The organism is Acidovorax sp. JHL-9 (assembly GCF_000426205.1).
In the GTDB taxonomy this organism is placed as follows: domain Bacteria; phylum Pseudomonadota; class Gammaproteobacteria; order Burkholderiales; family Burkholderiaceae_C; genus Acidovorax; species Acidovorax soli.
On the sequence record NZ_AUEX01000011.1, the window covers coordinates 102,596 to 125,273 of the forward strand.

At 63.8% G+C, this 22,678-nt stretch carries 21 protein-coding genes and 2 pseudogenes; 8 read left to right on the forward strand and 15 right to left on the reverse strand.

The window, feature by feature from the left end; genetic code table 11:
• Window positions 1-55: 55 nt before the first annotated feature.
• From thrS to aceA, 14 genes and pseudogenes are all read right to left on the reverse strand, one after another.
• Window positions 56-1,975, reverse strand: a complete 1,920-nt coding sequence (gene thrS, locus K225_RS0109240) for a threonine--tRNA ligase (protein ID WP_026436130.1) — start codon at window positions 1,973-1,975, stop codon at window positions 56-58.
• 201 nt (window positions 1,976-2,176) lie between these two features.
• Window positions 2,177-3,217 carry an amidohydrolase family protein gene (locus tag K225_RS20650; RefSeq protein ID WP_051248840.1) on the reverse strand — a complete coding sequence of 347 codons (1,041 nt, stop codon included), beginning with the start codon at window positions 3,215-3,217 and terminating at the stop codon, window positions 2,177-2,179.
• Window positions 3,214-3,783 (reverse strand): 3-hydroxyanthranilate 3,4-dioxygenase, encoded by a 570-nt coding sequence (locus K225_RS0109250; RefSeq protein ID WP_026436131.1) that lies wholly within the window; start codon window positions 3,781-3,783, stop codon window positions 3,214-3,216. Before K225_RS0109250 ends, K225_RS20650 begins: the two co-directional genes overlap by 4 nt.
• 47 nt (window positions 3,784-3,830) lie before the next feature.
• Window positions 3,831-5,069 carry an alanine racemase gene (gene alr, locus K225_RS0109255; RefSeq protein WP_051248842.1) on the reverse strand — a complete coding sequence of 413 codons (1,239 nt, stop codon included), beginning with the start codon at window positions 5,067-5,069 and terminating at the stop codon, window positions 3,831-3,833.
• A complete protein-coding gene (locus K225_RS0109260) occupies window positions 5,066-5,509 on the reverse strand; it encodes a RidA family protein (protein WP_026436133.1) in 444 nt (147 codons plus the stop codon). Before K225_RS0109260 ends, alr begins: the two co-directional genes overlap by 4 nt.
• A 24-nt stretch (window positions 5,510-5,533) precedes the next feature.
• Window positions 5,534-6,511 (reverse strand): Bug family tripartite tricarboxylate transporter substrate binding protein, encoded by a 978-nt coding sequence (locus K225_RS0109265; protein WP_026436134.1) that lies wholly within the window; start codon window positions 6,509-6,511, stop codon window positions 5,534-5,536.
• A gap of 53 nt (window positions 6,512-6,564) precedes the next feature.
• Entirely contained in the window at window positions 6,565-7,812 is a 1,248-nt protein-coding gene (kynU, locus tag K225_RS0109270) for a kynureninase (RefSeq protein WP_238323212.1), read from the reverse strand.
• 41 nt (window positions 7,813-7,853) lie between these two features.
• A pseudogene (locus K225_RS0109275) lies at window positions 7,854-8,243 on the reverse strand (sulfatase); the annotation flags it as partial.
• A complete protein-coding gene (locus K225_RS0109280) occupies window positions 8,243-9,229 on the reverse strand; it encodes a tripartite tricarboxylate transporter substrate binding protein (RefSeq protein ID WP_034712220.1) in 987 nt (328 codons plus the stop codon). The gene K225_RS0109280 and the pseudogene K225_RS0109275, both read right to left, overlap by 1 nt.
• Window positions 9,226-9,639, reverse strand: coding sequence for a hypothetical protein (locus tag K225_RS0109285; RefSeq protein WP_026436138.1), 414 nt, complete (start codon window positions 9,637-9,639; stop codon window positions 9,226-9,228). The genes K225_RS0109280 and K225_RS0109285 overlap by 4 nt, the downstream gene beginning before the upstream one ends.
• 22 nt (window positions 9,640-9,661) lie before the next feature.
• Complete coding sequence (locus tag K225_RS0109290) at window positions 9,662-10,045, reverse strand: RidA family protein (protein WP_081679640.1); 384 nt, start codon at window positions 10,043-10,045, stop codon at window positions 9,662-9,664.
• Window positions 10,046-10,053: 8 nt separating this feature from the next.
• Window positions 10,054-11,532, reverse strand: a complete 1,479-nt coding sequence (locus K225_RS0109295; RefSeq protein ID WP_026436140.1) for a 2-hydroxymuconic semialdehyde dehydrogenase — start codon at window positions 11,530-11,532, stop codon at window positions 10,054-10,056.
• Window positions 11,533-11,664: 132 nt separating this feature from the next.
• Window positions 11,665-12,663, reverse strand: coding sequence for a LysR family transcriptional regulator (locus K225_RS20655; RefSeq protein WP_034712226.1), 999 nt, complete (start codon window positions 12,661-12,663; stop codon window positions 11,665-11,667).
• Between the two features lie 175 nt (window positions 12,664-12,838).
• Window positions 12,839-14,170 carry an isocitrate lyase gene (gene aceA / locus K225_RS0109305; protein WP_026436141.1) on the reverse strand — a complete coding sequence of 444 codons (1,332 nt, stop codon included), beginning with the start codon at window positions 14,168-14,170 and terminating at the stop codon, window positions 12,839-12,841.
• 484 nt (window positions 14,171-14,654) lie between these two features.
• Between aceA and K225_RS0109310 the strand changes: the two genes are divergently transcribed.
• Window positions 14,655-15,617: a DMT family transporter gene (locus K225_RS0109310; protein ID WP_034712229.1), complete on the forward strand. Its 963-nt coding sequence runs from the start codon at window positions 14,655-14,657 to the stop codon at window positions 15,615-15,617.
• Here the strand turns inward: K225_RS0109310 and K225_RS22155 are convergent.
• Window positions 15,603-15,731 (reverse strand): annotated as a pseudogene (locus K225_RS22155) (ribonuclease); the annotation flags it as partial. The gene K225_RS0109310 and the pseudogene K225_RS22155 sit on opposite strands and share 15 nt — an antisense overlap.
• A 262-nt stretch (window positions 15,732-15,993) precedes the next feature.
• Between K225_RS22155 and K225_RS0109315 the strand changes: the two are divergent.
• The 7 genes from K225_RS0109315 to K225_RS0109345 all read left to right on the forward strand — a co-directional run bounded on the left by K225_RS0109315 (window position 15,994) and on the right by K225_RS0109345 (window position 22,678).
• A complete protein-coding gene (locus K225_RS0109315) occupies window positions 15,994-16,326 on the forward strand; it encodes an SWIB/MDM2 domain-containing protein (protein ID WP_026436143.1) in 333 nt (110 codons plus the stop codon).
• A 298-nt stretch (window positions 16,327-16,624) separates the two neighbouring features.
• Window positions 16,625-18,790, forward strand: a complete 2,166-nt coding sequence (locus K225_RS0109320) for a TonB-dependent siderophore receptor (RefSeq protein ID WP_081679642.1) — start codon at window positions 16,625-16,627, stop codon at window positions 18,788-18,790.
• Between the two features lie 31 nt (window positions 18,791-18,821).
• Complete coding sequence (locus K225_RS0109325) at window positions 18,822-19,511, forward strand: Fe2+-dependent dioxygenase (protein WP_026436145.1); 690 nt, start codon at window positions 18,822-18,824, stop codon at window positions 19,509-19,511.
• Window positions 19,512-19,637: 126 nt separating this feature from the next.
• Complete coding sequence (locus K225_RS0109330; RefSeq protein WP_026436146.1) at window positions 19,638-20,777, forward strand: alpha-hydroxy acid oxidase; 1,140 nt, start codon at window positions 19,638-19,640, stop codon at window positions 20,775-20,777.
• Window positions 20,778-20,889: 112 nt separating this feature from the next.
• Window positions 20,890-21,162, forward strand: a complete 273-nt coding sequence (locus K225_RS0109335; RefSeq protein ID WP_026436147.1) for a bacterioferritin-associated ferredoxin — start codon at window positions 20,890-20,892, stop codon at window positions 21,160-21,162.
• Window positions 21,163-21,262: 100 nt separating this feature from the next.
• Window positions 21,263-21,946: an energy transducer TonB gene (locus tag K225_RS0109340; protein ID WP_026436148.1), complete on the forward strand. Its 684-nt coding sequence runs from the start codon at window positions 21,263-21,265 to the stop codon at window positions 21,944-21,946.
• Between the two features lie 15 nt (window positions 21,947-21,961).
• Window positions 21,962-22,678 carry a MotA/TolQ/ExbB proton channel family protein gene (locus K225_RS0109345; protein WP_026436149.1) on the forward strand — a complete coding sequence of 239 codons (717 nt, stop codon included), beginning with the start codon at window positions 21,962-21,964 and terminating at the stop codon, window positions 22,676-22,678.

Sequence of the window (22,678 nt, forward strand, 5' to 3'; positions counted from 1 at the left end):
ATAAGTAGCTAACACCGCACAACGAACGCACGCCAGAGCATGTTTTCATTCAGAATCACACTTTGGAAGCGATGTCCTGGGCGATCAGCTTGGCGAACGCTTCAACGGACATCACACCGAGGTCTCGATTGCCCCGGGCGCGCACTGCGACGGCACCTGCTGCCTTCTCCTTGTCACCAGCGACGAGTATATAAGGCAGCTTTTGCAACGAATGCTCGCGTATTTTATACGTAATCTTCTCGTTGCGCAGATCGAGCGCCACCCTAAGGTCTTGATGGGGCAGCGATTTTTGCAGTTTCGCGGCAATTTCGCGACAGTAGTCGCCCTGTGCATCGGTGATGTTGAGCACCGCAATCTGCACCGGCGCCAGCCACACCGGCAACGCGCCCGCATGCTGCTCGATCAGGATGCCGATGAAGCGTTCCAGGCTGCCCACAATGGCGCGGTGCAGCATCACGGGCCGGTGGCGCGCACCGTCCTCGCCCACATATTCGGCGTCGAGGCGCTCAGGCATGGAAAAGTCCACCTGCATGGTGCCGCACTGCCACTGCCGGCCGATCGCATCCTTGAGCGTGTATTCGATCTTGGGGCCGTAGAAGGCACCATCGCCCGGCGCAATTTCGAACTCGCAGCCCGACGCACGCAGGCTCTCCATCAGTGCGTGCTCGGCCTTGTCCCAGCTTTCGTCGGAACCAATGCGCGCCTCCGGGCGCGTGGCCACCTTGTAGATGATGTTTTCGAAGCCAAAGTCCTTGTAGACCTTCTGCAGCAAAGCCGTGTAGGCCGTGCACTCGGGCAGGATATGGTCTTCGGTGCAGAAGATGTGCCCGTCGTCCTGCGTGAAGCCGCGCACACGCATGATGCCGTGCAGCCCGCCCGTGGGCTCGTTGCGATGGCATTGGCCGAATTCGCCGTAGCGCAGCGGCAGGTCGCGGTAGCTCTTGATGCCCTGCTTGAAGATCAGGATGTGGCCCGGGCAGTTCATGGGCTTCAGGGCATATTCACGCTTTTCCGATTCGGTCGTGAACATGTTGTCGCGGTATTTGTCCCAGTGACCGGTCTTTTCCCACAGGGTCTTGTCGAGCAGCTGCGGGCCCTTGACTTCCTGGTAGCCGTTGTCACGGTAGACGCGGCGCATGTACTGCTCCACCTCCTGCCACACGGTCCAGCCCTTGGGGTGCCAGAAAACGACGCCCGGCGCGTGGTCGTCGATGTGGAACAGGTCGAGCTCACGGCCCAGCTTGCGGTGGTCGCGCTTTTCGGCCTCTTCCAGCATGGTGAGGTACTGCTGCAGTTCGTCCTTCGTGGCCCAGGCCGTGCCATAGACCCGCTGCAGCATCTCGTTGCGGTGGTCGCCGCGCCAGTAGGCGCCCGCCACCTTCATCAGCTTGAAGAACTTGAGCTTGCCGGTGCTGGGCACATGGGGGCCGCGGCACAGGTCTTCGAAACTGCCTTCGCGGTAAAGGCTCACATCTTCGTTGCTGGGAATGCTGGCAATGATTTCTGCCTTGTAGTGCTCACCCAGGCCCTTGAAGTACGCCACGGCCTCATCGCGCGGCAGCACGCGCCGCACCACGGGCTCATCCTTGGCGGCGAGCGCGGTCATGCGCTTTTCAATGGCGACAAGGTCTTCCGGCGTGAAGGGGCGCTTGTAGGCGAAGTCGTAGTAGAAGCCGTTCTCGATGACCGGGCCGATGGTGACCTGCGCCTCCGGGAACAGCTCCTTCACGGCGTAGGCCAACAAGTGGGCCGTGGAATGGCGAATCACCTCCAGGCCGTCGGCATCCTTGGCCGTCACGATGGACAGCGGCGCGTCGTGGTCGATGACGAAACTGATGTCGACCACCTTGCCGTCGACCTTGCCAGCCAGGGCGGCCTTGGCCAGCCCGGCGCCGATGGAAGCGGCGACCTCGCCGACGGTGACAGGGCCGGGAAACTCACGTTTGGAGCCGTCGGGGAGCGTGACTTGGATCATGTATTGGCAACCTCAGGAACAAGAATAAAAAAAGCGCGGTCGGTTGCCGCGCTTCATTTCAGGGAACTCTGGTCCGATTCAAGGCTGGACCAATTCAGTACATGCGCGACCACCCGACCCTCAGCAGGTCGTGAACCTCTCGGTGGTAGTTCGCGGTGTCATAACCGGGATGCCTTTCTCGTTCTTGTGGATTTTCTGGCTTCAATTATAAGGCAAGGCTGGAAAGGTCTTCTCTGCTGCAGCCGGCTCGCGATCCAGTCGAAAAAAGGCCTTGGCGTTTCCCTGCAGAATGCGCCCCTTTTGCTCACAGTCCAAAAACTGGCACGAGCGCACCAGCGCGCCAGGCTCCTGCTCTCCCAGCGGAAACGGGTAGTCGGAGCCGAGCATCACGCGGTCGACCCCCATCACGTCGGCCAGGAGGCGCAAGGCGCCCGGGTCGAACACTGCGCTGTCGACATGAAAGCGCCGCGCATACTCCGACGGTGGCCGCGGACAGTCCTTGCGCACGATGTCCCGGTGCTTCCAGGCGTTGTCCGCGCGGCCGAGCAGAAAAGCGAAGCTGCCGCCACCATGCGCGAAGCAGATCTTCAGCGACTCCGGGATGCGCTCCATCGCACCCGACAGGATCAGCGACAGCATGCCCAGCTGTGTCTCGGCCGCCATGGCCACCAGCCAGGGCAGCATCCACTTCTTCATGCGGTTGCCACCCATCATGTCCCATGGATGCACCAGTACCGGGATCGATTGCTCGGCGCAGTGGATCAGGAAGTCAACCAGTTGTTCATGGTCGAGGTCCTTGTCGCCGAGGTGGTTGCCGATCTGCACGCCCACGCAGCCCGCAGCCTTGGCACGTGAGGCCTCTGCACAGGCAAGCTTCAAGTCCTGCAGCGGCACCTGGGCCAAGGCCTTGAGGCGTTGCGGATGCGCCGCGCAAAAATGAATCGCCCGATCGTTCATGCGGGCGGACCAGTCGGCGGCTTTCTCCGCTTCCCATGCATAACCGAACATCACCGGGGTAGCGCAGACGATCTGGACCGCCACCCCTTGCCGGTCGAGCTCTGCAACACGAAAGTCGGGATCCCACAGGGCCTGGTACACCGGCCTGAAGGGCCGGTCCCCCACCATGATCTGCCCTGCCGGGCTGCCCGGATCGACGGCGAGCCAGGGCGCCTGCTCGGCATCGAATGCATGGGCCTCCCCGCGGGTGATGGCGGGAAAGAAGTGCGAATGCATGTCGATCATGACGCGCTCACCGGCATTTTGAGACTGCCGTGCCAGGCTCGGTAATCGCGACCTGGATGCACCTGCCCGCAACTGGGGCAGCGCCGCTCTTCCTCACTGCTGGCATAGAAGCGCTCGTACAGCGGCGGCAGGTCGTCAACGATGCTCTGCAACAGCACCTCGCGGCGCTGGATCAGATGCCCGCAGTGCGCACAGCTCCACTGAAACGCGTCGAGAGCACCGGCCGGACGCTGGCGTTCGATCACCAGGCACAAGCTGCCGACCTCGGGTCGCTGCGGCGAATGCAGGGTGTGCGGCGGCATGAGGAAGATGTCGCCCTCCTTGAGGTCGACACGTTCGTAGCGACCCCGGTCCCACAGCAGCAGATAGGCATTGCCCCTGAACTGGTAGAAGAACTCCTCCACGGGGTCGTCGTGGAAATCGCTGCGGCCGTTGGGACCTCCGACCACGGTGACCATGAAGTCACCGTCTTTCCAGATCTGCTGATTGCCCACCGGCGGTTTCAGCAAGTGCGCGTTGTCCTCCAGCCAGCGCGGGAAGTTGAGGGGGTAGCCGTATTTGAGCATGGTGAACTCCTTTGGAAAATGTGAGGGTCTTGGCGCGGACGCGCATTTCAATGGGTGTTTCGTCGCGCGAGTACTCTGGGGTTTGTGCTGCCCCAAGGCGTGGCCATGTCGACCAGGAGGTCTTTCATGATGACCTGCAGCTCCGCCTGGGTTATTTCCTCCCGGCCTTGCCTGCCGTACAGCACCACTTCGTCGTTCGCCCTGACATCCGGAAAGTCAGTGACATCGACCATGAATGTGTTCATGGTGATGGCGCCGACAATGGGAACCCTGTGCCCGTTGATCAGGACCTGCGCCTTGTTTGCGAAAACCCGGCGGTAACCATCGGAATAACCGACCGGAATGTTCGCGAGCCGGGAGTCACGCTGCAGCTTATGCGTATGGCCATAGCTGACGCCGCTGCCGGCCTTATAAACATTGACGCTGGCGACGCGCGTCTTCAGCGTCATGGCCTTCTTAAAGTCGCCTTTGGGAGAGTATCCATAGAGGATTCGCCCTGGCCGGACCATATCGAGATGGGTTTGCGGAACCTCCATGGTCAAAGACGAGTTGGCGGCGTGCAACGTGATGCTCTTGCGCCGCAATCCGGCCTTCTCGATCAACCAGTGGGCGTCCCGTTCGAATTCGGCAATTCCGGCCCATACCCGATCCTTCTCGTCCAGGGCAAAGTGGGTCATGATGCCGACCGGACGCAAGCCCTTCATGTCGAGTATTTCCAGCGCCTGCTGCCTGCCTTGGTCGTCATCCAGTTCCAGCCCGTTGCGGTTCATTTCGCCGGAATTCAGCGCCAGGTGATAAGCAACGGTCTTCTCGCGCTTTTGCATCACCAGAGAGAACTGGCGCGCGATCTCCAGATTGCCGAGCAATTCCTCGAATCCATAGCGCATTCCCTCCACCATTTCGCCCAGCGATGCGGCGCGCAGTCTCATCAGCCGCCCTTTGAAGCCGCTGCTGCGGACCATTCTTCCCTCTTCGTTGCTGGTGACGCCGACGCAGGGAATCTTCATTTTCATGATCGACGGCATCAGCAGCGAAATGCCATGACCGTAAGCGTCGGCTTTCATGACGACGCAGACTTGCGTCTGGCCGCTCAGCCGGTCTTTCACTCGCTGAAGGTTCTCCTCGAAAACCGAGGCATCGATCTCCAGCCAGGCGTTGGACCATCGTGTGACATCGGTGCTCGACGCGCGGTTCAGCTCGGACATCAAGACAGGAGCGGCCGAAGCGTGAGAGCCGAGGCCCAGGGCCAGCATCGACATGGTGAAGGTTCGGCGGTTGGCTCTCATGGTTGCCTCGTGTCAGAGGGTTTGTAGGCCACCGCCTTGATCTCGATCAGCAGGTGCGGATGCGGCAGCTGGTGTACCGCGACCGTGGTGCGGGTCGGCCCGTCGTAGTCGAAGAATTCGGCCCACACTTCGTTGTAGCCGCCAAAGTCGTTCATGTTGACGAGGAAGACCTGGGTCTCGACCAGGTCGGACAGGTCCGCCCCGGCGCTTTGCAGGATGTCGCGGATGTTCTCGATGACGGCGCGCGTCTGGGCCCGGATGTCGAGCTTCGTCACCCCCATGGCGTCGACTTCAACGCCGACGAAGCTGTTGTCGGGCCGACGCGAGCTGGTGCCGGAGACGAACAAGAAGTCGCCGGCGCGTTTGGCGTGCGGGAAGCGCCCGCGCGGGGTGGCCTTGCCGGGCACGACCGTGGCTTCTGTGTCTGATACGGATGTCATAGGGTCCTCTGGATGGTGCACGATTCAGTCGCCGCGAAAGCCAGATGCCTCGATCACCGGTTTCCAGCGCGCGCGATCCGCCGTCACCAGCGCGGCGAACTCCGGCGCCTTCAGTCCCGTCGCCTCCAGGCCGGCCAACGCGAGCTTTTCCTTCACGTCCGGTTGCCGGACCGCGTTCACCAGGGCCTCGCTGATGCGCTGCACGATCGGCGCTGGCGTCTTGGCATGCATGTAGGCACCGAACCAGGCTTCCCCTTCGACCCCTGGGAAGCCCTGCTCCTTGAAGGTGGGCACATCGGGCGTGATCGGCGACCGCGTTGCGCCCGACGTCGCGAGGAGGCGGATCTTCCCTGCCTTGTAGAGCTCCACCGGAAACTGATCGATCGCGGCCGGAATCTGGCCGCCGATCAGGTCGGTCACCAGCGGCGCGCCGCCCTGGTATGGCACATGCGTCATCTCCACCTTGATCGCCTGTCCGAGCATCACACCGAGGAAGTGCAATTGACTGCCGGCCGCCGAGGTGCCGAAGGTCGCCCGTGTCGGATTCGCCTTGAGCCACGCGACAAGCTCGGCCAAGGTCCTATAAGGGCTGTTCGCGCCAGTGGCAATCGACAACGGGAATTTCACCAACTGCGCGACCGGGACGAAGTCGGCCTCGGGGTGATAGCTCAGCTTGCGGAAGGTGAGCGGCGCGATGACCATCGGCGCCAACGGCGTGATCAGCACCGTGTTGCCGTCGGCCGGCGCGTTCTTCAACACTTCGGCGGCGATGCGACCGCCAGCGCCCGGCTTGTTCTCGACGATCACCGTCGCGCCGAGCGAGGTCGACAGCTTGTCGGCGACGACACGGGCAATGATGTCGCCGGCGCCGCCGGCCGGGAATCCGACGAGCAGCTTGACCGGCCCGCTGACACGATCACTGGTTTGCGCTGCCGCGGTGCCGAGTACCGACGCGACGGTGCACAAACTCAAAAACACCTTCTTCAATACGCTCAACGACATGTCTCCGCTCCTGGTTGGATAGTTCGAATGGGTTGCGACCGAAGGTCCCCTGCTCACGTGACTGCCTTGCGCTGTCGGAACTCGGGCGCCATCCAGGCCTTCCTGGCCATGGTGTCCTTCAGCGTTGCGACCGCATCCCAGACGTCGCCGAAGCTCAGGTACATCACCGCGAAACCAAAGCGCAGGATGTCCGGCGCGCGGAAGTCGCCGATCACGCCGCGCGCGATCAGCGCCTGCATGATCGCGTAGCCTTCCGGATGGGTCAGCGATACCTGGCTGCCGCGTACCGTGGCGTCGCGCGGTGTCGCCAGGCCGAAATCGAAGCCGGCCAGTTCCTGGTCCGCGAGGCGGATGAACAGGTCGGTCATGGCCTCGCTTTTGCGGCGCAGCGCCTGCATGTCGACGCCGTCGAAGGCTTCGAGCGCTGCCTCGAGCGAAATCAGCCCCATCTGGGGCGCCGTGCCGACCAGCATGCGATCCATGCCCGGTGCGGCCTCATAGCCTTCGACGAACGCGAACGGCCGGGCATGGCCGTGCCAACCCGTCAGCGGCTGGCGCAGCGCCGCGTGGTGCCGCTGGGCGACGAACACAAAAGCGGGAGCGCCCGGGCCGCCGTTGAGGTATTTGTAGCCACAGCCGACCGCGAAGTCGGCGTCGCAGCCGTTCAAGTCGCACGGCATCGCGCCGGCGGTGTGGCACAGGTCCCAGACCACCAGCGCACCCACCGCGTGGGCGCGGCGCGTGATCTCGGCCATGTCGTAGACGCGACCTGACTTGTAGTTCACATGGGTCAACGAGACGATCGCCACGCGCTCGTCGATCGCGTCGAGCACAGCCCCGGGTTCGACGGCGACGAACTCGGCGTCCATCAGTTCGGCCACGCCGCTGGCCACATAGGCGTCGGTCGGGAAATTGCCGCGCTCGCCGACGATGCGCCGACGCCCAGGGCGCATGCGCAGCGCCGCAACCAGCACCTTGAACAGGTTGATCGAGGTCGAGTCGGCCACGATGACCTCGTCGGCCGCGGCGCCGATCAGCGGCGCGATGCGCTTGCCGACGCGCTGCGGCGCCGGGTACCAGTCGGCGTCATTCCACGAGCGGATCAGCCCGACGCCCCACTCCTGCTCGATCGCCCGTGACATGCGCGGCGGCACCGATTTGGGCAGCGCACCGAGCGAGTTGCCGTCCAGATAGATCACGCTGTCCGGAATCTGGAAGAGATCGCGACAACGCGCCAACGGATCGTCGGCGTCGAGCATCGCAACGTCTTCTCGCGTGATGATCTTGGATGGGATGCTCATGGTTTTCTCCTTGGGGTGATTTGCTTGCCGGGGTTCAAGGCATAGCCGCTCTTCAGCGGCCCGAAGTGCGGCGCGAAGCCGAGGTGCCATTGGCCGGCCAGCGCGGTGTGATAGCCGGCGTCGCGCAGCAGCGACGGCAATGTCGGATGTTCGGGTGACAGGCCGAGTTCGGAACTGCCGCGAAAGCGGCTGGTCAACGGTTCTTGCGCGGCGCCGCGCAACCGGTATGGATAGCGACCCGTCATCAGCGCAAAGCGCGTCGGCGAACAGACGGGCGAATGGGCGTACGCATCGGTGAACCGAACGCCCTCGGCTGCCATCCGATCGAGGTTCGGCGAGATCGGGGCGCGACCGCCGTAGCAGCCCAGGTCGGCATAGCCGAGGTCATCGGCCATGATGAAGACGAAGTTGGGCCGGCTGGCAGAGGGCATCACTCTTCGGCCTTGAAATCGGTTCGAACCACGGTCGCGCGCCAGCGTGCGATCTCGGTCTGCTGGAAGGCAGCGAACTCACGCCACCCCTGGTAGGCGGGGTTCAGGTCCTGATCCATCAGGAATTTTTTCAACGCCGGCGTACTCAACGCACTCCCCACGGCCTTTCCGATGCGGTCGACGATATCAACCGGGGTTCCCTTGGGAGCGAACAAGCCATACCAGCCGCCCGCCACCACGCTCTCGAAGCCCAGCTCCTTCATGGTCGGAACCAAAGGCATGTTCGCGCTGCGGCGCTCGCCCGTCACGGCCAGGATGCGCAACTTGCCGCTCTTCACGTGCGGCAGCGCGACCTGCGGCACCACGAAGCCGAGATGCACCTGCCCGCCAAGGAGTTCGTTCACCAGCGGCGCCGATCCCTTGTACGGCACATGCACCATCTTCAGCCCGGCCTTGCGGTTGAACATCTCGCCAGCGAACTGAGAGGGCGTCCCGGTGCCGAAGGAGCCGTAGGAGGCCTTGTCCGAGTTGGCTTTCAGCCAGGCGAGCAGTTCGGTCATGTTCGTTGCCGGCACCGAGGCCGGAACCGCTAGCGCCAGTTCGAACTCGACCAGCCGGGCGATCGGCACAAAGTCGGCCACCGGGTCGTAGGGCAGTTTCTTGAACACCACCGGGTTGATGGCCATGGTCTGCGCGAAACCCATCAGCAACGTATAGCCGTCAGGCGACGCCTTGGCCACCGCACCGACACCGATGTTGCCGTTCGCGCCAGCGCGGTTGTCGACAATGAGCGGTTGCCCCAAATCACCGAGCAGCTGCTGACCGAGTTGGCGCGCGACGATGTCGGGCGTGCCGCCGGCAGGGCCCGGCACGACCAAGGTGATCGGGCGGTTCGGAAAGGCCTGAGCGAATGCGCCGGGGGCCCAGGTGGTCGCCAGGATGGCGGCCAGGACGGCACGGCGGCGAGATATCGATACCGGGTTCATGCGGATTCCTTGAAGGGGGTCGGAAATGAAGGGTGGTCAGACGGCCGCGCGTGGAGTCTGGAAGGCGATGCGCCCGGGCGCTGAAGCGCCGCTTCCCATCTGGCATCGCACAGAGGTGCCCGGTTGCAGAGCCTCGGCCGCCGCGGATGACAGCGTATGCCGGCCACCGCGATCGCCGGCAGCGCATCAACGCCGAGCTGGCGCTGCACCGCGACGGAGGTCAGGCCGATCTTTCGACCGACCAGCCTCGCACCGCCGTCGATGCGCCGCTGCGTGTTGACCTGCAGGGCCCGGTAGGCCGGCGTGAGCAGGTCGCCGCCTACGGCCAGTTGCGCGATCAGGTCGCGCACCGGCGCGATGGTTTCGCCGGTTTGCTTCGCCTGCCAGAGCCGGTCGGCAATCGATGTCAAACGACGCTCCACTGCAAACTCCTCATGACTTGTGAAAACAGAACTCGATCTCGACCAGTGCGCCGAGCGGCAGTGCGCCGACGCCGACCGAGGTGCGCGCGGGCGGCGCCACGGTGGTGAACTGCGCCTCCCACGCGTGGTTGATCTCGTCGAAGCGCTCGAAGCAGGTCGTGTACACGCGCGCCATGCACAGCTGCTCGAGCGCGAAGCCGTAGTCGGGCAGGGCCAGGCGTAGGTTGTCGAAGATGCGCTGTGTCTGTGCACCGGCGCCGCCCTCGATCAAGGCCCCCGTGGCGGGGTCGAGCGCCACCATCCCCGAGACGAAACCGAAGGGTCCGCTCTTCACGCAGGGCGTGTAGCGGAATCGGGGCGCGGGAATCCGCGCGGAGGTCAACAGTTCACGCATGGCGCACCTCAGATCGCGACGCAGATGTTGGTCGTCTCGGAATAGAAGTCGAGCGAGTGGCGCCCGCCCTCACGCCCGATGCCCGACAGCTTGGAGCCGCCGAACGGGGTGCGCAGGTCGCGCGAGAACCAGGTGTTGATCCAGACGATGCCGACATGGAACTGGCGCGAAACACGGTGCGCACGCGACAGGTTGGTGGTCCACACACAGCCCGCTAGGCCGTAGGGCGTGTCGTTGACGCGCCGGATCACCTCGTCTTCACGGTCGAACGGTGCGATGTGGCACACCGGTCCGAACACCTCTTCGCGCACGCAGCGGGCGTCGTCGGCCAGCCCGGTCCAGATGGTCGGCTGGACAAAGGCGCCGTTGTCGCGCTCGTCGCCGAACGTCGGCACGCCGCCGCCGGTCACCACCGTGGCCCCTTCCTGCACCGCCAGCGCGCAGTACGACAGCACCTTGTCGCGGTGCTCGTGCGAGATCAACGAGCCCATGAAGACGCCGGGCTCGTCGGGCCAGCCGACCTTCAGCGCCTCGGTCCTGGCCTTCATCGCGGCGACAAACTTGTCAAAGATCGGCCGCTCGACGTAGACCCGTTCCGAGCACAGGCACACCTGGCCCGAGTTCGAGAAGCTGGAGCGCACGACGCCCTCCACCGCGGCGTCGAAGTCGGCGTCGGCGAACACCACGGCAGCGTTCTTGCCACCGAGCTCGAACGAGATGTCCTTCACACCGTCGGCCACCGCTTTCATGATCGCCGCACCGGTGCGCGACTCGCCGGTGAAGGTGACGGCATCGACACCCGGATGGCGGGTCAGCGCCTCGCCGGCGGATCCAGGGCCGAAGCCGTGCACCAGGTTGAAGACACCGGGTGGCACACCGGCTTCATGGAAGGCCTCGGCCAGCAGGGTCGCCGAGGAAGGCGTCTCTTCCGACGGCTTGACGACCATCGTGTTGCCGCAGATGAGCGCCGGTCCGGCCTTCCAGGTCATCGACAGCAGCGGCAGGTTCCACGGGCAGATGCTGGCGATCACGCCGAGCGGCTTGCGCACGGTGTAGTTCATCAGGTTCTGGCCGCTGGCCAGGCGGGTTTCGAAGTAGTCACCGTGCGCGACCTTGCCCAGATCGGCGAAGGTGCGCAGGTTGGCCACGCCACGGTAGACATCCAGCGCCCTGGCCTGCTCGACCGGCCGCCCGGTGTCGGCCACCTCGGCAGCGACGAACTCGTCGAAGCGCCGCTCGATGACATCGGCCACGCGGTGCAGCATCTTGGCGCGCTCCTCGACGCTCATCCGGCCCCAGGGGCCCGACAGCGCCTGGCGTGCGGCCTGCACGGCCCGGTCGACCAGCGCCGCATCGGCTTCGTGCACCGGGGCCAGCACCTTGCCATGCAAGGGGCTGACGTTGTCGAAGCACTTGTCGGTAGCGACGAACTCGCCGTCGACATAGTTGCGCAGCGAACTCAGCGCAGGAGGAAGGGAAAAGGAGATGGTCACGACAGACTCCGACATGGAATGCGGCGAAGTCTAGGCAGCCAATCTATTCTTGAATAATGAATTGTTTGGCAATAAATATGCTCATCAGGAATACATGAGCCGTGCGGGCCGCTTGCTCGGACGCCGTCAGGACGCTGCAGCCCGATGCGGGCGATGAAGTTCCTGGCCGACCTCGCGCAGCGAAGTCAGAAAGCGTTGGGTGGCCGCACTCGGGGAACGATCGGAACGCACCGTGTAGCCCACATCGCTGAAAGGGCTCAGTCCCTGCAGCGGCAAAATGGCGACCAGGCCTGCCTGGGCGAAGCGCTGGGCAGCCGACAGCGGCATCAGCGCGACCATCGAGCTACTCGACACCAGCCCCAGGTTGGTCAGGATCGACACGGACTCGACGAGGCGCCGCGGCATGCCGAGCCCGTCTTTCTCGAACAGCGCCTTGACGGACGGATAGGCGACGGAGTCCTGCGTCGGAACGATCCACTCGAGCTCGTGCAGATCGGCCAGGCGGATCTTGCGCCGGCGGGCCAGCGCATTCTGGCGGCCGACCACGATGCACAGCGCCTCCTCGTAGAGGGCCACATGTGTCAGCCGCGCGCGCTCGATGTCATCGCCCAGCACCGCGGAGGCGTCGCCGGGCAAGACCCCCACCACGACGTCCAGCTCTCCGCGCGCGAGCGCGGGAAACAGCGTCGAATTGGGCCCGACGCGGACCGTGACCACCACGTCGGGAACAGCTTGCCTGAGCCTCGTGATCGCTTCGGGCAGCAGCGTGGCCGAGGCCGTGATCAGCGTGCCCACGATGACATGGCCCGACGCCCCGGACTGCCAGTCATTCAAGTCTTCGGCCAGATAGCGCAACTCGGCCAGCATGGACTTCGTGTGCCGCTCGAACAAGCTGCCGAACTCCGTCAGGACGACGCCGCGCTTGCCGCGCACGAACAGGAGTCCGTCCAGTTGCTGCTCAAGATCGTGAATGGACTTGCTGACCGCCGGCTGGGTCATGGCCAGCTCGCGCGAGGCAGCGAGGATGGACCCCATCTCCACGACCTTCTCGAACACGGCCAACTGCGGCAACCGCAGTCTACGCGCCAGCGACAGGCGCGAATGCTTGGGACTTTGCTGCTTCAAGAAACACCCTCGGGGATACGCGGGGCCATTCTATGCATGCGCGGCAGCCGCGAGAGCGATGATTGCGCAACAGTCCGCAGATACGGGTCTGGCCGCAGACGCCCGAAAAAAAGCCCGGGGATAGCCCGGGCTCCAGTCCTGGTGGACCCTGCGATGGGCAGGGTCCGGGGACAATTCAATGGAACTGCTCTTCCTCGGTCGAGCCGGTCAGCGCCTTCACGCTGGAAGAACCGCCCTGGATCACCGTGGTCACGTCGTCGAAGTAGCCTGCGCCCACTTCCTGCTGGTGCGACACGAAGGTGTAACCCTTTTCGCGAGCAGCGAACTCGGGCTCTTGCACCATGTTCACGTAGTGCTTCATGCCTTCGCCGCGTGCATAGGCATGGGCGAACTGGAAGCTGTTGTACCAGTTGATGTGGATGCCGGCCAGCGTGATGAACTGGTACTTGTAACCCAGGGCCGACAGCTCTTCCTGGAAAGAGGCGATCTGCGAGTCGTTGAGGTTCTTCTTCCAGTTGAACGATGGCGAGCAGTTGTACGACAGCAGCTTGCCGGGGTTGGCGGCCAGCACGGCCTGGGCGAATTCACGGGCGAAGCCGATGTCGGGCACGCCGGTCTCGCACCACACCAGGTCGGCATAGGGAGCGTAGGCAATGCCACGGCTGATGGCTTGCTCCAGGCCGTTCTTGACGCGGTAGAAGCCTTCCTGCGTGCGCTCGCCAGTCAGGAAGGGCTTGTCGTTGGCGTCGTGGTCCGAGGTGATCAGGTTGGCGGCTTCCGCGTCGGTGCGGGCCAGGATGATGGTGGGCACGCCCATCACGTCGGCGGCAAAGCGGGCGGCGATCAGCTTCTCGCAGGCTTCCTGCGTGGGCACCAGCACCTTGCCACCCATGTGGCCGCACTTCTTCACGGCAGCCAGCTGGTCTTCGAAGTGCACGCCCGCAGCGCCTGCGGCGATCATGTTCTTCATCAATTCGAAGGCGTTCAGCACGCCACCAAAACCGGCTTCCGCATCGGCCACGATGGGCAGGAAGTAGTCGATGAATTCCTTGTCGCCGGGGTTGATGCCACGGCCCCACTGGATTTCGTCGGCGCGCTTGAAGGTGTTGTTGATACGGCGCACCATGGTAGGCACCGAGTCGTAGGCATACAGCGACTGGTCGGGGTACATGGTTTCCGACGTGTTGCCGTCCGCAGCAACTTGCCAGCCCGACAGGTACACGGCCTCCAGGCCTGCCTTGGCCTGCTGCATGGCCTGGCCGGCGGAGATCGCGCCAAAGGCGTTCACATAGCCCTTCTTGGCACCGCCGTTGACCTTTTCCCACAGCTTTTCCGCGCCGCGCTTGGCCAGCGTGTGCTCAATGGGCTGCGAGCCGCGCAGGCGCACCACGTCAGCAGCGGTATAGCCGCGCTTGACACCCTTCCAGCGGGGGTTTTGGGCCCAGTCTTTTTCCAGGGCGGCAATTTGCTGTTCGCGGCTCAGTTGTTCGTTGAAGGATTGGGGCATGGGTCACTCCAGGGGTTGTTGAAAAAAGCCGGGCTGCATTTGCCAGCCCATGGAAAGTACTTTAAGTCTTCTATAAGACTCATACAAGCTCTTATGTCTTATATAAGATATAAATTTTTCCTTTTAAAAACAATAAGTTGAATACAATATTTCTCAATATGAAAATTGCTTTCTCATATTGAGAAAATTTGCAGCGCTACAGTTCGTTCAAATTTTGAATTGTGAAATTAAGATTTTGTATCGTGATAAATCGCACGCCACCTCAGAGAACCTGTCGGCAACCCCCTCGCAGTGGGCGGTGCCCCAATCTAGGCCGGCATGGTTTCATCCGTGAGACACGGCAACACCCGCACCTTCTCCAAAGACGCCCGTCGCATCCGCCCCCTCCTCCCACACGCCCCGGCACACAGCATCTCTGACCGGGAACGGGGAGGCGTTTCGTCGGGCATGATGCGCAGTCCTGATTCACCAGCCGCCACGACGCATGAATGCCCCCAGCCGCCCCATCGCCTATCTGTGTCTGGCACTGAGCATGGCCCTGGTAGGCAGCTACGTGGCACTGTCCAAGCCGCTGGCAGCAGCTTTGCCGGTGTTTCTGCTGGCCTGGATGCGCTTTGGCATCGGTGGGCTGGCCATGGTGCACTGGCTGAAGAAACCCGCCGACGAACCACCCCTGACACCCCAGGTACGGCGGCTGCTGTTTCTGGAATCCTTCCTCGGCAATTTCCTGTTCACCCTCTGCATGATCTACGGTGTAAGCCTGACCAGTGCCGTATCCGCAGGCGTGATCATGGCGACCATTCCAGCGGCTGTGGCCGTGATGAGCTGGCTGTTCCTGCACGAGCGTGTGGCGCCGCGCACCTGGGTGGCGGTGGCCTGTGCCGTGGCGGGTGTTGCGCTTTTATCACTGTCAAAATCAGAGCACTCAACGGTTGCAGGACATGCACTGGAAGGAAAAAACACCCCCAGCCTTGTCTGGCTCGGGCAATTGCTGCTGGTAGGCGCCGTGGTTTGCGAAGCGGCGTATTCGGTCATCGGCAAGAAACTCACGGGGGCGCTCGGCCCCAAACGCATCACCTCGCTGATCAACCTGTGGGGGTTTGCGCTGTCCACCCCGCTGGGCCTTTACATGGCCTGGGGATTCGATTTTGCAGCGGTGGGCTGGAGCACCTGGCTGCTCCTGGTGTTTTATGCACTGGCGGCCTGCATGTGGACCGTGTGGCTGTGGATGACAGGCCTGAAGGCCGTGCCGGCGGCACAAAGCGGCATATTCACCGTGATGTTGCCCGTCAGCGCCGCACTGGTGGGTGTGCTGGTGCTGGGCGAATCCTTTTCGGGCCTGCAGTTGCTGGCCTTTGGCATTGCGCTGGCCAGCGTGCTGCTGGCCACCCTGCCCACGCGCGCGGCGCTGCGCGTGGGCCTCCGGGTCGATTCAGGCCCCAAGTGACCGGGCGCTGGCAGCGATGCCGTCGACATCTGCGCAGCGCCAGTCGCCCGGACGCACCCACACGCCCTGGGTCTGCACGGCCACATCGCGCTGGCCATCGTTGCGCTTTCGGGAAGTTGCAAGGCGGGAAGGCGCGTCGCCGTCATGGCGACGGCAGATTGTCGCGCCGTGCGGGAAAGCGCCGAAATCCGAGGCATGCAGGGGGCATTCACAAGCGCCCTCTGCGGCCCGCACACAGTGCGCCACCGCAACAAATCGAGGTAAAAAAAGGCTTGGCCCGCTTGGAAACGCGTTTTTTTCCCAGTAGCATCACCGTGCCAGTGGGAAAGTCTCGCTTTCGCTGGTGAAAATTTACTTCCAACAAGGACAACCCGACATGGCAACTGCAAAAAAAGCTCCGGCAAAAGCCGCTCCCGCAGCCAAGGCGACCGCCACCAAGGCCGCCGCTCCCGCCAAGAAGCGCACCCCCAATGCCGCCTTCATGAAGGCGCTGACGCCCAGCCCCGCGCTGGCCGCCGTGGTGGGCTCGGCACCGCTGCCGCGCACGGAGATCATCAGCAAGCTGTGGGTCTACATCAAGGCCCACAACCTGCAGGATGCCACCAACAAGCGCAACATCAATGCAGACGCCAAGCTCAAGGAGCTGTTTGGCAAACCGCAAGTCTCGATGTTCGAACTGGCTGGCCTGATTGGCAAGCACGTCAAGTAAGAAGCTTTCCCTCTTGCTGCAAAAAACCGGCCTGGCCGGTTTTTTTGCGCCTGAATGCCAGAAAAGTGTCGCGCACCAACATCAATGCAAATGAGAATGACCCGCATTTGATGTAACATAAAAAAGCACGACGACGCACAGCCATCTCCATCTAGCCACTGCCTCTCGCCTGCTCTTGGCGCGCCTGCGCGCCACCTGCATACACCCATCCACCGGAGGCCTCTTGGCTCAATCACGCCCCCGGCACAGCGACAACCTGCTGTGCCCCCCTTCTTCAGCCGCTGTATCCACGCCGGGCATGTCGTCGGATATGGCCCTGCTGCCCTTGGGCGCATGGATGCTGGCTGCCTCCATGGGCACCATGGCACAGACCAGCCTCCCGGAAACCACGCTCTCGACCGTGACCGTGAAGGAAGCGACCGAAGTCCAGGGCAAGGACACCCTGCTGCTCAAGAAGACCACCGTGGGCAAGGGCAAGCAGAACATCAAGGACATCCCCCAGTCCGTGACGGTGTTCACTGAAAAGCTGATGAATGACCGCAACCAGGACGACTTCCGCGAAGTGCTGCGCACCACCGCAGGCGTGACCTTCCTGGCGGGAGAAACCGGCGAGGAAGACGTGCGCCTGCGCGGCTTCTCGCTGGGCCAGGCGGGTGACATCTACATCGACGGCATGAAAGACGCGCCACTGATCGAACGCGACACCTTCAACCAGGACCGTGTGGAAGTGCTCAAAGGCTCGGCATCGATGCTGTTCGGCAAGGGATCGACGGGCGGCGTCGTCAACCAGGTGAACAAGGCCCCCCTGCTGATCAACCAGCATGAAGCCGCCTACACCTACGGCACGGGCAACTACCACCGTGCCACGGGCGACTTCAACTTCGTGACGGGCGAGAACGCGGCCTTCCGCCTGAACGCCATGGTGCAGGAAGCCGACAACTACGGCGCCAAGCAGGACAAACGCGGCATTGCACCCACGTTTGCCTGGGGCATCGGCACCCGCGACGAGTTCTCCATCGGCCTGTACTACCTCGAATCCAAGGGCCGCCCGATCTACAACCACCCCTGGCGCCTCTCGGCCGATGGCAAGATCAACACGCCCCTGCCCGCCCGTAACTTCTATGGCCTGGAAAGCGACTACAACAACACCTCGGCGCAATACGCCACACTGGGCCACATCCACCGCTTTGACGACGGCGGCGAGCTCAACACCCGCCTGCGCTACGGCACCTACAAGCGCGACATGCTGGCCAGCACCATTGGCTTCCAGAACAGCGCCATCACGCTCGGCCAGATCAACGACAGCACGGTGCTCACCCGTGGCTCCAAGGGCCGCATCGGTGAAAGCGACGTGCTGCAGGTGCAAAGCGACTACAGCAACACCTTCCACTGGGGTGGCCGAAAGCATGCCGTGCTGACCGGCGTGGACTACTACGACGACGATGCCCGGCGCAACCAGAACTATGCCAACCCCACCGCCCGGCCCACGACGCTGGTCGGCACGCCCGACAACGGCGTGGGCGTGGCGGACGGCCGCGCGCCGGTGCAATGGAACACCTTCTCGGCGCGCAACCTGGGCCTGTATTTCCAGGACACCATCTCGCTCACCGACACCCTCAAGCTCGTGGCCGGCCTGCGCTATGACGACTTCAAGGCCTCCTACCGCAATCCCAATGGCAGCCTCAGCAGCAACCGCTCCGACAGCCTTTTCAGCCCGCGCGCCGGCCTGATCTTCCAGCCCGATGAGCTGTCTTCGTACTACCTGTCGTACGGCACCTCGTACAACACATCCGGGGATACCTACCAGTTCAGCAACATCGGCAACACCACCTCGCGCTCGGCCAACACGCCGGCCGAAAAGAGCCGCAACATCGAAATCGGTGGCAAGTTCGAGCTGTTCGAGCGCCGCGCCCTGCTGGGCGTGGCCGCGTTCTACAGCGAGAAATACAACGAGCGCAACACCGACCCCGACACCGCCGCCCAGCAAGAACTGCTGTCGGGCAAGCGCCACGCCACCGGCATGGAGTTCAACCTGGCGGGCCGCATCACGCCGAAGTGGGAGGTGTTCTTCAACCACACCTGGATTCCTGATGCCGAGATCGACAAAAGCAACGTGGCCAGGAACGCCACTGGCACGGGCGCACAGGGACAGGGCGACCGCCCGGGTCTCACCCCCAGGCACAGCGGCAGCCTCTGGAGCACCTATGCGCTGACCTCCAGCATTCGTGCGGGTGCCGGCCTGACCTACCGTGGCAAGCAAAATCCGGAAGGCCAGCGCAGCTACTACGCCAGCGGGTTCGGCACCGTGGATGCCATGGTCGAATACGCGCTTGATGCGAAAACCTCGCTCAAACTGAACGTGAGCAACCTGTTTGACCGCGTCTACGCCGATGCGCTGTACCGCGGCTTCTACACGCCTGGAGCGGCCCGCTCGGTTCAGCTGACACTGAAAACCCGTTTCTGACACCAGGCCTGGCTATTCGGGGCCCCTCTCCATGTTCCTGCACATCCACGACGTTCTGACGCCCGAAGAAATCACCTTCTTTCGGCAAGCCCTCGGGCCAGAAGCTCCCTGGGTGGAAGGAGCACGCAGCGCCGGCGGCCAGGCCATTCACCAGAAGAACAACCTGCAACTGGCACAGGGCAGTGAGCTGTCGGCCGAACTGCAGGCCCGGGTGAAGGCGGCGCTGCACCGCAACGCCCTCTTCTTCTCCGCGGCCCTGCCCCGGCGCATCTACAACCCGCTGTTCAACAACTACGGCGATGGCGCCAACTTTTACGGCCGCCATGTGGACAGCGCCGTCATGCACTCCAGGGCCGACAACGGCTGGGTGCGCAGCGACCTGTCGTGCACGCTGTTCCTCACCCCGCCCGAAGACTACGACGGCGGCGAGCTGGTGATCAGCGAGGCCCTGGGCGAAAAACGCATCAAGCTGCCCGCGGGCGACATGATCCTGTACCCCGGCAGCACGGTGCACCAGGTATCGCCCGTCACACGCGGGCACCGCATCAGCAGCTTTTTCTGGGTGGAGAGCATGGTGCGCGGACTGGAGCAGCGCCAGCTGCTGTTCGACATGGACATGTCGCTGCTCAGGTTGCGCCAAGCCCATGGCGAAACAGAACCCTCGGTCATCGCGCTCTCGGGTACATACCACAACCTGCTGCGCATGTGGGCCGACGTATGACGCGGCATCCATCTGCCCAATGGCGCGCCAGCGGCATGGCCCGATGGCACATTTTTCAAATGTCCACCCGCCTTCAAATAGCATCTTGCGCTTTCTGAACAAGCGTCTGGTGCTATTTTTGCCTGCATGACCCACACTCCCGCCCGGCACCAGGTCTCCCCGGATATCGCCAACCTGGCAGACCATGAGCAGCAGGCGCGCCAGCATCTGGACGACAACGCCTGGGCCTACTTCAGCGGTGGTGCCGCCGACGAGATCACCCTGCGTGCCAACCGCAGCGCCTGGGACGCCCTGCCCCTGTGGCCGCGCGTGCTGCGGCCGCTGGCGGGCGGCCATACCCGCGTGCAACTGCTGGGCCGCACCCTGGCGCACCCCATCTTGCTGGCGCCCATTGCCTTCCAGCGCCTGGCCCACTCCGATGGCGAGCTGGCCATGGCCTACGCGGCGGCTGCGCTGGGCGCGGGCGTGGTGCTCAGCACCCAGGCCAGCGTGTCGCTCGAAGCCATTGCCGACACCGTGCGGCCCGACCCGGGGCGCGGCCCCCTGTGGTTTCAGCTCTACCTGCAGCCAGACCGGGGCTTCACCCAGGCACTGGTGCAACGCGCCGAAGCCGCCGGCTACGAAGCCCTGGTGCTGACGGTGGATGCGCCATCGAGCGGCGTGCGCGACCGCGAACGGCGCGCGGGCTTTCGGCTGCCGCCCGGCGTGGGCCCGGTCAACCTGGCGGGACTGCAGGCGCCCGCCATCCCCCCACTGCAGCCCGGCCAGAGCGCACTGTTCGATGCCCTGCTGCACCACGCCCCCACTTGGGACGACATTGCCTGGCTGCAGTCCATCACCCGCCTTCCCGTGCTGCTCAAGGGGGTGCTGCACCCCGCCGATGCGCGCCAGGCGGTGGCGGCGGGTGCGGCGGGCCTGATCGTTTCCAACCACGGCGGACGCACGCTCGACACGCCCCCCGCCACTGCCTGCGCCCTGCCGCGTGTCGTGCAGGCCACAGGTGGCGCCATGCCCGTGCTGGTGGATGGTGGCATCCGGCGCGGCACCGACATCCTGAAGGCCATGGCCCTGGGCGCGTCGGCCGTGCTGGTGGGGCGCCCCGCCGTGTGGGGCCTGGCCCATGCGGGCGCCGCTGGCGTGGCCCATGTGCTGCGCCTTCTGCGCGACGAGCTGGAGATTGCCATGGCGCTCACGGGCTGCGCCACGCTGGCGGAGGCATCACCGGCACTGCTGGACGTCGATGCCATCACCGACAGCAGGGATTGAAAAAACTTTCTCCCTCTTTCTCCCTTCTGGCGGGATTGGTTTAGCGCAAATACGATAGATTCGCATTTATAATTACAACCATCCACAACAGCCAGCCAAACTGCCTGCCGCCATGATCGTCTGTGTTTGCCGCCGAATTTCCGACCGTGAGATTGCCCGCCATGCGCGTGCAGGCATGAGTTTCGACGAGATCCAGTTCGAGTTGGGCGTGGCCACCCAATGCGGATGCTGCGAAAGCTGCGCCCGCGATGTGGTGGCGCAATGCAGCGCAACCCGCCCGGTGGCCGCCCTGCACAATGAGGTCACGGCGCAACCGGTCCAGCTTGCCAACTCCATTCGGGAAAGCAAGGCATGGAACTCCTCTCTACACTCGCAGGCAGCCTGATCTTTGTGGCCGGTTCGGCCTGGTGGGTCTTCCGTCAATAATTCAAGTGTTTTTTGGCGGTAGCGCTTATCTATAAAGCGCTTGCAGCTATCATTTTTATATGCCCCAACCAGACCGTTTTGCCCCCGCCGGGGGAGTGAGCCGCAATGCCGTGATCGTGGGTTCGGTGGTGCTGTTGCATGTGGCGGGCTTGTGGGCCTTGCAGTCCGGGCTGCTGCGCAAGGCTGCAGAGGTCGTCGTCCCTGCGGAACTGCTGAGCGAATTCATCGCCCCAGCCCCCAAGGCGGCACAACCGGCACCACCTGCCCCACCACCACCCAAGGCAGCGCCCAAGGTGCAGACCCCGCGCCCGGCGCCCAGGCCCGCGGCCATTGCCGACCCCACGCCGGCACCGAATGCCCCCGTTGGCATCACCACGCCCCAGCCACCGGCACCTCCCATCGAAGCCCCGGTGGCGCCCCCGGCCCCTCCCGCGCCACCGGCACCACCCGCTCCGGCCCGCATCGAGATGCCTTCCAGCGATGCCGCCTACCTCAACAACCCCAAACCCAGTTATCCGGCCATCAGCAAACGCATGGGCGAGCAGGGCAAGGTGGTGCTGCGCGTGCTCATCGGCACCGACGGCCTGCCGCAGAAGGTGGAAATCAGCCAATCCAGCGGCTACGACCGTCTGGACCGCCAGGCCCAGGACGCCGTGCTGCGCTGGCGCTTCGTGCCCGGCAAGCGCAATGGCGTGCCCGAGACCATGTGGAATCTGGTGCCGATCAATTTTGTTCTCGAATAATTTTCAGGAGTTTTCATGGAATCGCAATTCGGCATCGCCAACGTATGGACACAGGGCGACTTCGTCACCCGCGCCGTCGCCATCCTGCTGCTGGCCATGTCGCTGGCCTCGTGGATCGTGATCCTCATCAAGGCGCTGGACATCGTCCGGTTCAAGAAGCACGCCCGCTCCGCACAGGACTTCTGGCACAGCGAGGACTTTGCCGCCGGACTGGCCAAGCTGGGCAACGACCCTGCCAACCCGTTTCGCCACCTGGCGCTGGAAGGCCGCGAGGCAACGGCCCACCACCGCAACACCAAGGCCCATCTGCACGACACGCTGGACGTGAGCGACTGGGTCACGCGCTGCCTGCGCAACTGCATCGACGAGTTCACGGCACGCATCCAGTCCGGCCTGGCCATCCTGGCCTCGGTGGGCTCGACGGCTCCCTTCATCGGCCTGTTCGGCACCGTGTGGGGCATCTACCACGCATTGCTGGCCATCGGCACCTCGGGCCAGTCCACCATCGACAAGGTGGCCGGCCCCATCGGTGAAGCGCTGATCATGACGGCACTGGGCCTGGCGGTGGCCATCCCGGCCGTGCTGGGCTACAACGCGCTGGTGCGCGGCAACAAGTCCATCCTGACCGGCCTCAACAGCTTTGCCCACGACCTGCATGCCTACTTCGTTACCGGCGCCCGCGTGAATGCCGGCGAGCCAGCCAAGGTGCTGCCCATGAAGAAAGGCAGCTAA